Origin of the sequence: Paracoccus spongiarum (assembly GCF_030732095.1) — a bacterium.
GTDB lineage: Bacteria > Pseudomonadota > Alphaproteobacteria > Rhodobacterales > Rhodobacteraceae > Paracoccus > Paracoccus spongiarum.
Window position 1 is genome coordinate 1 of sequence record NZ_JAVAMQ010000042.1, and the last position, 8,788, is coordinate 8,788.

The 8,788-nt window shown below is 62.9% G+C and carries 9 protein-coding genes and 4 pseudogenes; 12 read left to right on the forward strand and 1 reads right to left on the reverse strand.

Going from position 1 to position 8,788, the window contains the following annotated elements; genetic code table 11:
- Positions 1 to 173 precede the first annotated feature (173 nt).
- From Q5Y72_RS19220 to Q5Y72_RS20015, 5 genes and pseudogenes are all read left to right on the forward strand, one after another.
- A complete protein-coding gene (locus Q5Y72_RS19220) occupies positions 174 to 443 on the forward strand; it encodes a hypothetical protein (RefSeq protein WP_305965005.1) in 270 nt (89 codons plus the stop codon).
- Positions 443 to 838: an IS66-like element accessory protein TnpA gene (gene tnpA, locus Q5Y72_RS19225; protein WP_305965006.1), complete on the forward strand. Its 396-nt coding sequence runs from the start codon at positions 443 to 445 to the stop codon at positions 836 to 838. The genes Q5Y72_RS19220 and tnpA overlap by 1 nt, the downstream gene beginning before the upstream one ends.
- Positions 835 to 927, forward strand: a pseudogene (locus tag Q5Y72_RS19230) (IS66 family insertion sequence element accessory protein TnpB); the annotation flags it as partial. The gene tnpA and the pseudogene Q5Y72_RS19230, both read left to right, overlap by 4 nt.
- 140 nt (positions 928 to 1,067) lie before the next feature.
- Entirely contained in the window at positions 1,068 to 1,394 is a 327-nt protein-coding gene (locus Q5Y72_RS19235) for an IS66 family transposase (protein WP_305965007.1), read from the forward strand.
- Positions 1,395 to 1,426: 32 nt separating this feature from the next.
- A pseudogene (locus Q5Y72_RS20015) lies at positions 1,427 to 1,798 on the forward strand (transposase); the annotation flags it as partial.
- Positions 1,799 to 2,453: 655 nt separating this feature from the next.
- Here Q5Y72_RS20015 and Q5Y72_RS19245 read toward each other — a convergent pair.
- Entirely contained in the window at positions 2,454 to 3,443 is a 990-nt protein-coding gene (locus Q5Y72_RS19245; RefSeq protein WP_305965009.1) for a zinc-dependent alcohol dehydrogenase family protein, read from the reverse strand.
- Positions 3,444 to 3,539: 96 nt separating this feature from the next.
- Between Q5Y72_RS19245 and Q5Y72_RS19250 the strand changes: the two genes are divergently transcribed.
- From Q5Y72_RS19250 to Q5Y72_RS19280, 7 genes and pseudogenes are all read left to right on the forward strand, one after another.
- Complete coding sequence (locus Q5Y72_RS19250; protein ID WP_305965010.1) at positions 3,540 to 4,160, forward strand: TetR/AcrR family transcriptional regulator; 621 nt, start codon at positions 3,540 to 3,542, stop codon at positions 4,158 to 4,160.
- 322 nt (positions 4,161 to 4,482) lie between these two features.
- Positions 4,483 to 4,857 (forward strand): transposase, encoded by a 375-nt coding sequence (locus Q5Y72_RS19255; RefSeq protein ID WP_305965011.1) that lies wholly within the window; start codon positions 4,483 to 4,485, stop codon positions 4,855 to 4,857.
- A gap of 26 nt (positions 4,858 to 4,883) precedes the next feature.
- Positions 4,884 to 5,207: an IS66 family insertion sequence element accessory protein TnpB gene (gene tnpB, locus Q5Y72_RS19260; RefSeq protein ID WP_305965012.1), complete on the forward strand. Its 324-nt coding sequence runs from the start codon at positions 4,884 to 4,886 to the stop codon at positions 5,205 to 5,207.
- Positions 5,208 to 5,286: 79 nt separating this feature from the next.
- Positions 5,287 to 5,499: pseudogene (locus Q5Y72_RS19265) on the forward strand (transposase domain-containing protein); the annotation flags it as partial.
- A 64-nt stretch (positions 5,500 to 5,563) separates the two neighbouring features.
- Positions 5,564 to 6,778 carry an IS256 family transposase gene (locus Q5Y72_RS19270; protein ID WP_305965013.1) on the forward strand — a complete coding sequence of 405 codons (1,215 nt, stop codon included), beginning with the start codon at positions 5,564 to 5,566 and terminating at the stop codon, positions 6,776 to 6,778.
- Positions 6,779 to 6,834: 56 nt separating this feature from the next.
- Positions 6,835 to 8,175, forward strand: a pseudogene (tnpC, locus tag Q5Y72_RS19275) (IS66 family transposase); the annotation flags it as partial.
- Between the two features lie 54 nt (positions 8,176 to 8,229).
- Positions 8,230 to 8,499 (forward strand): hypothetical protein, encoded by a 270-nt coding sequence (locus tag Q5Y72_RS19280; RefSeq protein WP_305965014.1) that lies wholly within the window; start codon positions 8,230 to 8,232, stop codon positions 8,497 to 8,499.
- Positions 8,500 to 8,788 lie beyond the last annotated feature (289 nt).

Genomic DNA, 8,788 nt, shown 5'->3' on the forward strand with positions numbered 1-8,788 from the left:
ATCTGTGGGTGATCACTGCGCTGACAATCCTGCTTTCCACCATCCTGCATGGGTTCTCAGTAGGCTGGGCGATGAAACGCATCGGACGTTGATGCCTGTCACGCGGCGGTGTTCTATCGGCACCCTCGCATTTCTGGCGGGTCGCCCGCCGGTGCAGGTAGATCCCGCACCTCTTGATTGATGTCGCGCAGTCGCCACGCCTCATCCTGCCCGAGCAACTCGCAGGCTTGCTGGCGCTCCAATTCCGCACCTTTGGCCGGAACCACATTGGCACGAATGTAATGGCCGGTTTCCCGCACCTGTACGTCATGACCCGGAAACCGCCTGCGCAGCGCCTCGGAAACCGTTTTGACAACCGGGTGTATATCGGGCGACGTCAGCTCTCTCGGGGCACCGTCCAGCAATTCGGCAACGGCGATGCGCAGGTTGTAACCGGCCGGTAGTGTCCACCATCGATAGTGGACACTATGGTGATGGCGTGGCGCGTCGGACGAAGCGGCTTTGGACGGATGATGAGAAGCGGTCGAACTGCTTCCAGACCACCGCACCGGGGGTTTCGGTGGCGCAGGTTGCGCGACGCTACGCGGTGAACGCCAATCTGATCTTCAAGTGGTTGCGCGATCCCCGCTTTGCCCCGGACCCTGCTGTGGCTCCGTCTTCAGCAGGCGAGCCGCGCTTTATGCCGGTGGAGATCGTCGCGGAGGCGAAGACTCAAGAGATCGCAACCGTTGTAACCAACCACATTGAGATCGAGCTTGCAGGCGGTCACCGGATGCGGATCAGCGGCGGCTACGATCCCGATGCGCTGGCGCGGTTGATCCGGGGGCTGTCGGTTTGATCCCGGTCCCGGCGAACACGCGGGTCTGGCTGGCGGTCGGAGTGACCGACATGCGCAAGGGGTTCGCGTCGTCGGCGGCACAGGTCGAGGTGAAGGCGCAGGCGATCTTGATCGAAAAGCTTCGCCATCAGCTGGCCGGACACCGGGCGCATCGGTTCGCGGGCATGGCGGTGCTGGCCCACCCATCGTGCTGTTCCATTACGCCCCCGGCCGGGGGAAAGAACATCCTTTGAAGTTCCTTGGCGGATACCGGGGCCGCTTCCTGCAATGCGACGCCTACCAGTCCTACAACGGGATGACCGAGATCGCGCGCGACAATGGCCCGTGGCAACTGGTCTATTGCTGGACCCATGTCCGCCGCCGCTTCGTAAAGCGCTTCGAGAGCGATGGTTCACCCATTGCCGAGGAAATGCTGCGCCAGATCGCGCTGCTTTATCAGATCGAGAAGTCCGTGCGGAGCAAGGAGGCCGCTATGCGCCTTGCTGCCCGGCGTGAGCATTCGGCCCCGATCATCGCGGCGCTGAAAGAGAGTGTCCGACCTTTTGTGTATGACTGATCCGGTTCATGCTTCACCGAAAGGAAGCATGAATGAGCATCTCGAAAGAAATCCTGGACGAATTGCTGAAGGGCGTGGATCGCCCTGAAGATCTGCTCGGCGATGCCGGGCTGATGAAAGAGCTGAAGATCAAGCTCATGGAACGGATGCTGGGCGCGGAGCTGACGGCGCATCTTGGCTATGAAGAGGGCAAGGACGCCCCTGCCGGACAGAGCGACCGTCGCAACGGCACGTCGACCAAGGTGCTGAAGGGACAGGACGGGGAATTGCCAGTGGCGATCCCGCGGGAGCGGGACAGCAGCTTCGAGCCCGAGTTGGTGAAGAAGGGCCAAACCCGGATCGACGGGATGGATGACAAGATTGTCGGGCTCTACGCCGCCGGGCTGACGGTCCGGGATATTCGCCGACGCGCGAATAGAGCATCCGCACCAGGCTGGAGAGCGTCGTCACGCTGCCGACCGAGGATCGCGCGTTGGTCGAGCCGCGCTGCTGCTGCAACGCGACCGCAGGCGGCAACCCGTCGATCGCGTCGACCTCCGGCACGCCGGCCTGGTCGATCAGGCGACGGGCATAGGGCGCAACCGATTCCAGATAACGCCGCTGCGCTTCGGCATACAGGGTGACAAACGCGAGCGATGACTTGCCCGAACCCGATATGCCAGTGAACACCACGAAGGCGTCGCGCGGTACATCGACGTCAACATTTTTCAGGTTGTTCTGGCGCGCGCCGCGAACCTGCACGCACGCGGGCGGCCCCGGACGCCCATGATCGGTGGCCGGCGTCGTCGCGTGTATATCCTTGCTCTTCAACTCAGCCTTCCTGACATATCCGCCCATGCGGCCCCTGTTTCATCACGGTCGGGGTAACGGATGAATGTATTTCCGCGCCAATACATGCAACGGCCATAGCCCCCATGTTGCCCTGAGACACGTCTGGTACACGGAGGAGGAGCGGTCATGCTCCCAAGCCTGCGCCAGAAGCAACGACGGTATGGGCGCTGAGGGTCCGATCCTGTGTCCGGGAGGGGGGAGCCATCGCCCCCCTCCCGGAATTGCCAATCAGACCGTAACGACGACCTTGCCGATCTGGTCGTTCGATTCGAGGAAGCGGTGTGCGTCCTGGATAGCGTCGAGCGGGAAAGTGCGCGCGATCCGCGGCTTGAGCGCGCCCGATTCCAGACCCGCCACGATGAACGCCTTTGCGAGATCAAGAGCGTCGTCGTCCGAGACGATCTCGCTGTAGAGATAACCCTTGAGCGTGAGACTCTTGCCCAGCACGGAGAACAACGGGAACGGCGTCGGCTCGCCGCTGAGCGCGCCATATTGGAGCAGGATGCCACCGCGTGCCATGCTCGCGGCCAGCGGCTCGAACGATGGGCCTCCGACCGGATCGATCACCACGCGCGCACCTGCACCGTCGGTTATCTTCATCACCTTTGCGACCAGATCCTCTTCCTCGGTCGCGACGACATGATGTGCACCGGCATCGAGAAGGGCTTGGCGCTTGGCGCTGGTACGCGTCGTCGCGATCACCGTCGCGCCGACCATCCGCGCAATCTGGAAGGCGGCAAGGCCGACGCTGCTGGACGCAGCCGTGACGATGACGAAATCGCCCTCGCCGAGCTTCGCCTGCTCCACCAGCGCGCCCCATGCGGTGACATACTGCATCCACACGGCCGCCGCTTCCTCGAACGACAACGCCGCCGGATGCTTGACGACAAGGCGGGCGGGCACGTTGGCGACCTCGCCATAGGTGCCCCAACGCGCGATATCGAGCGGGGGGATGACGCTGACGGCTTCGCCTTCCGCAAACCCGGTCACGTCCGCGCCAACCGTAGCGACGGTGCCGGCAGCCTCGTAGCCGAGGCGGCTCGGGAACTCGGCTTCCTGAAGGTAGGCATGGCTGCGGAACATCACTTCGGCGCGGTTGATACCTATCGCCTTGACCGCGATCTGCACTTCGTCGGCCGCGGGCGCGGGCACGGCCACATCTTCAATCTTGAGGACGCTGGCGTCGCCATATTCGTGGATACGAACGATGCGGCTCATGGGATACTCCTTGATTATTGAATGATCGTTCTGTATAGCTGTGGAACGCAAGTTGCAAGATATTATTTATCGATCATTCCATATCGGTCACCAGACATGACAGAGATGAAAGTCCGCCGCCGCGCAGGTCGCCCTCGCGCGTTCGACACTGACGCTGCCCTTGACAAGGCGGTACGACTGTTCTGGCAGCGCGGCTACGAGGCGACATCTATGGCCGATCTGGTGGCGGAGACCGGCGTCGCCGCCGCCAGTCTCTATGCAGCGTTTGACAACAAGGCGGGGCTGTTCGCGGCGGTGATCGAGCGCTACGCCGCGACGTTCAGCGTACACCTCTATGCACCCATCAACGACCCCGCGTTGTCCACCTTCGAGGCCGTCAAAGGCCTGCTGGAACGAGCGGCGTCATCATTCTCGGAACCTGGAACGCCGGCCGGCTGCTTCATGTATTCGGCAGCGGCAGCCGTGTCGCCGGCGTCCGCCGCCATCGAATGCCTGCTGCGCGACAAACGTATCGCGGCGGAGGCCATCCTGATCGAGCGTCTGCAACGCGGCGCCGCGCAGGGCGAGCTTGCGGCCAATGCCGATCCGGCCGTGCTAGGCAAATTCATCAATACGGTCATGGAAGGCATGTCCGTTCAGGCGCGCGACGGCGCTACGATCAACGAACTGCTCTCCATCGCCAAAATGGCACTTGATCGATGGCCGGCTGCGGGGTGATCGTCCAGACGACATCGTCCTCGGTGAGCTTGCAACAAACATCTGTCGACCTGCAGCAAAGCCTGAATGAAGGCTCATTGCCGTCGGAATGGATAGTCTAATTGAATGCTCGCGTTCCCTGGTTTTCTGCCCAGAATCCGCTTGGCCGGAATGTACCCCAAAGCAGACGCTGGCTGCTGCCGCATTGAACGACAGTCCGCACCGCGGTCGTTCGGTAAGCGCCGTTCTGACCCCACCTTCCTGCTGAATCGGTAAGCTGCGATGCGCCCTCTTGTGGAGATTTGCACGGGAGGTGTCAGTGGGAGTCCATCGGGAGCGCAGTATGGAGGCCATTGGGTTTGTGGAGCTTCTGGCGGCTCCGGCGGCCAAGCGGCGATGGTCTGACGAGGCGAAGGGCCGGATGGTTGCGGAGACGCTGGTGCCCGGGGTCACGGTGAACGAGGTGGCGCGTCGGCATGGATTGAAGGCCAACCACCTGTCGTCTTGGCGGACACTGGCTCGGAAGGGCAAGCTGGTTGTGCCCGAGGTTGCAGGGGCAGAATTTGCAGCGCCCGTGGCGTCACCGATGGTGGTCGTAGCATCGGCAAAGGCGGCGTCGATTGATGTGATCATCGGGCCCGTGACGGTGCGGCTGGATGCTGCCACGCCCGCCGCACGGGTCGCGGAACTGGCTGTGGCGCTGCGAGCCTGCTCATGATCTTCCCGTCGAACCGGGTTCGGATCATGGTGGCGACGAAGCCTATCGACTTCCGCAAGGGTCACGACAGCCTGGCCGCGATGGTGAAGAACGAGTTGCGCAAGGATCCGTTCACCGGGACGATTTTTGTCTTCCGGGCGAGGAAGGCAGACAGGCTGAAGCTGCTCTACTGGGACGGCACCGGTCTGGTGATGGCCTACAAGCGGCTGGAGGAGCACACGTTTACCTGGCCTGCCGTGAAGGACGGTTTGATGCTGATGAGCCATGCACAATTCGAGGCGCTGTTTGCGGGGCTCGACTGGCGGCGGGTTAGGGCCATCGGTGCGAAGGCCCCCGAAGCGGTGGAGTGACGGGATTTGCCCTGCGGCAGGATGACTCGGTCGATGCTTTCGGCGGGCATCGGACGGGCCGCTATGGTAGACCCGCGCTATGCCGAAAACCGCTGATCTGCTTGAAGAAATTGCTGCGCTGAAGGCGCTGTTGATCGCCGCGGATGCGCGCGACAAGCGCAAGGACGAGCGTATTGCACGGCTGGAAAAGCTGGTCGCGGCCTTCAAGCAGGCGGTCTTCGGTCGGCGGTCGGAGAAGGGCGACCCGGACCAGTTCGAACTGGCGCTGGAGGATTTGGAAACCGCCATGGCCGGAGAGTGTCCGGTCTTCTGTGTATCGCTGAATCGGTCCATGCTTCCTGAAGGGAGCACTGACGATGACAATTTCCAACGAACTGCTGGACGAGTTGCTGAAGGGCTGCAAGCGGCCTGAGGATCTGCTTGGCGATGCCGGGCTGATGAAAGAGCTGAAGGTCCGGCTGATGGAACGAATGCTGGGAGCCGAACTGACGGCGCATCTGGGCTATGGTGCCGGCGCGGAGCCGCCGCCCGAACAGGCCAACCGCCGGAACGGAGTTGCCACGAAGCGTGTGAAAGGCTCGGATGGCGAAGTGGCCCTGTCGGTGCCGCGCGACCGGGATGGCAGCTTCGAACCGGAGCTGGTCAAGAAGGGCCAGACTCGGATCGACGGCATCGACGACAAGATCATCGGTCTCTATGCGGCCGGGCTGTCGGTGCGCGACATCCAAGCCCATCTCGAGGAGATCTACGGACTTCGGGTGTCGCCCGACCTGATCAGCCGCGTCACCGATGCGGTGCTGGAAGAGGTCCGGGACTGGCAGCACCGGGCGCTGGACCGAATGTATCCGATCGTCATTTTCGACGCCCTGCGCGTGAAGATCCGTGACGCCGATAGCCGGATGGTCCGGAACAAGGCGGTCTACATCGCTCTGGGCGTCACCCGGGAGGGCGAGCGCGAGGTCCTCGGGCTCTGGATCGCCGACAACGAAGGCGCCAAGTTCTGGCTCTCGGTCATGAACGAGCTTCGCAATCGGGGCGTCCAGGACATCCTGATCGCCGTCGTGGACGGGTTGAAGGGCTTCCCGGAGGCCATTACCGCCGCCTTCCCCGAAACCACGGTTCAGACCTGCATCGTTCACCTGATCCGCCATTCCATGAACTTCTGCAGCTGGAAGGACCGCAAGGCAGTGGCCGCCGACCTGCGCCCGATCTACGAGGCCCCAACCGCCGAGGAGGCTGCCCGCCGACTCGATGATTTCGAGGAAAGATGGGCCGGGAAATACCCGTCCATCGCCCCGGCCTGGCGGCGGGCGTGGGCCGAGGTGACCCCGTTCTTCGCCTTCAGCGCGGCGATCCGGAAGATCATCTACACCACCAACGCCGTGGAATCGCTGAACCGGGTGCTGCGGAAAACGCTGAAGACCAAGGGCTCATTCCCCACCGAGGAGGCAGCAACCAAGCTGATCTTCCTGGCCATACGCAACTTCGAGAAGGGTGGCCGCGCTGTCCGGGAATGGGTTGCCGCCCGCAATCAGCTGGCCATAATGTTCGCCGGGTGCTTTGACGCCTGACTGTATCTGAAAACCGCATGGGTCGGCTCAGATACACAGAGTTTCAGACACCCCCCATGGCCGTGATCCATGCCGAAGAGGACGCCGAAGATCGGGCCGCCAAGCGCCCCGCCAAACCGCGTGCCGCCAACCGTGGAGCGCTGCCCAAGCACCTTCCGCGTATCGAAGAGGTCATCGAGCCGGACAGCCTGATCTGCGCCTGCGGTGGCTGCCTGCATTGCATCGGTGAGGACGTCTCGGAACGGCTCGACATCGTGCCCGCCCAGTTCCGCGTCATCGTCACCCGCCGTCCCAAATATGCCTGCCGCTCCTGCACGGATGGCGTTGCACAGGCGGCTGCCCCTGCGCGGCTGATCCCGGGCGGCATGCCGACCGAGGCCACGGTCGCGCATGTGCTGGTCAGCAAGTATGCCGATCACCTGCCGCTTTACCGGCAGGCCCAGATCTACAGCCGCCAGGGCGTCGATCTTGACCGATCCACCCTTGCGGATTGGGTGGGGCGCGCCGCCTTCGAACTCCGCCCCGTCCATGATGCGCTGATGGCCGACCTGAAGCGATCCACCAAGCTCTTCATGGACGAGACCCGCGTCCCGGTTCTCGACCCGGGGGCGCGAAAGACCAAAACCGGATACTTCTGGGCGCTGGCCCGCGATGACCGACCGTGGGGCGGCACGTCACCACCGGGCGTGGTCTTCACCTTTGCCCCAGGTCGGGGCGGGCAACATGCCGAGCGCATCTTGCAGGGATTTGGCGGCATTCTGCAGGTCGACGGCTATGCCGGATACAACCGCCTGATTGCAGCGGACCGGATCGGTCCGGGCATCCAGCTTGCCTATTGCTGGGCGCACGCGCGCCGCAAGCTGATCGAGATCACCCGCACCGGACCTGCGCCAATTGCCGAGGAAGGCGTGGCCCTCATCCGCGATCTCTACGCCATCGAGGCCGATATCCGCGGCCGCGACCCCGCCACCCGACTGGCCATCCGGCAGGCTCGGTCCGCCCCGATCCTCGCCCGCCTCGACAACTGGCTGGCCCACCATCGCGCCCGCGCCTCCGCCAAATCGCCCTTGGGCGAGGCACTTGCCTACATCGCCAAATACCGCGACGGCCTCGGCCGCTTCCTGACTGATGGCCGCGTTGAGATCGACAACAACACCGTCGAACGCACCATCCGCCCCATCGCGCTGAACCGAAAGAACGCCCTCTTCGCCGGCCATGACGCCGGAGCCGAAAACTGGGCCGTCATCGCCTCGCTCATAGAAACCTGCAAAATGAACGGCGTCGACCCTCATGCGTGGCTGTCCGCCACCCTCACCGCCATCGTTCAGGGCCATAGGCAAAGGCGGATCGACGATCTTCTCCCGTGGAACTGGGCGCGTAAGCCCTCGACCGATTGACCTGACCAAAGCAGGCGGCATAGTCGAAAACGCAATATCCCAGGAGCGCCGCCGATGATCGAAGACGAACCAAATCTGGTCACCTCCGGTAAGAGCCAGCACGTCATCATCGACGGCTTCCCCTTCTCCATCGAAATCTACCGCCTCGAACAGGACAAGACCTGGACGCTCGAAGTGGTCGATCATGAAGGAACCAGCCACGTTTGGGATGACCAGTTCGCCTCGGACAAAGACGCTCGCATTACGGCGATCCAAGCCATCGAGGCTGCAGGCGCAGTCGCATTCATGCGAGGCGATAACGTCATCCCATTCCGCAAAAACTGACGCCGCGTGGGGTCAGAACACCGCTTACGTCGTTCGGGGATGGCGCAGTGAAGGTCTATAGCCCGTAACCATGCCCTCTGTCCCGGCGGCGGTCATGAAGTTCGCGCCCCTGCCCCAGTTCCAGCTCCATTGTGCGCCAATGCCTGTGGCTGCCGCTCTATGCGTGCTGTTGCAGTTTTTGGTGTCTGGTGTTGATGTGGCGTTGATGTAGACGCGCGATTGGCCGATGGTATGGATATACCACCGACTTATCCGTTTGATTTATTTGATAGATTTGGTTGCGGGGGTT

What these genes read in the sequence shown, in the direction of transcription:
- Q5Y72_RS19245 (WP_305965009.1), bottom strand. Translation starts at nt 3,443, where the DNA reads ATGAGCCGCATCGTTCGTATCCACGAATATGGCGACGCCAGCGTCCTC.
- Q5Y72_RS19250 (WP_305965010.1), top strand. Translation starts at nt 3,540, where the DNA reads ATGACAGAGATGAAAGTCCGCCGCCGCGCAGGTCGCCCTCGCGCGTTC.
- Q5Y72_RS19255 (WP_305965011.1), top strand. Translation starts at nt 4,483, where the DNA reads ATGGAGGCCATTGGGTTTGTGGAGCTTCTGGCGGCTCCGGCGGCCAAG.
- tnpB (WP_305965012.1), top strand. Translation starts at nt 4,884, where the DNA reads ATGGTGGCGACGAAGCCTATCGACTTCCGCAAGGGTCACGACAGCCTG.
- Q5Y72_RS19270 (WP_305965013.1), top strand. Translation starts at nt 5,564, where the DNA reads ATGACAATTTCCAACGAACTGCTGGACGAGTTGCTGAAGGGCTGCAAG.
- Q5Y72_RS19280 (WP_305965014.1), top strand. Translation starts at nt 8,230, where the DNA reads ATGATCGAAGACGAACCAAATCTGGTCACCTCCGGTAAGAGCCAGCAC.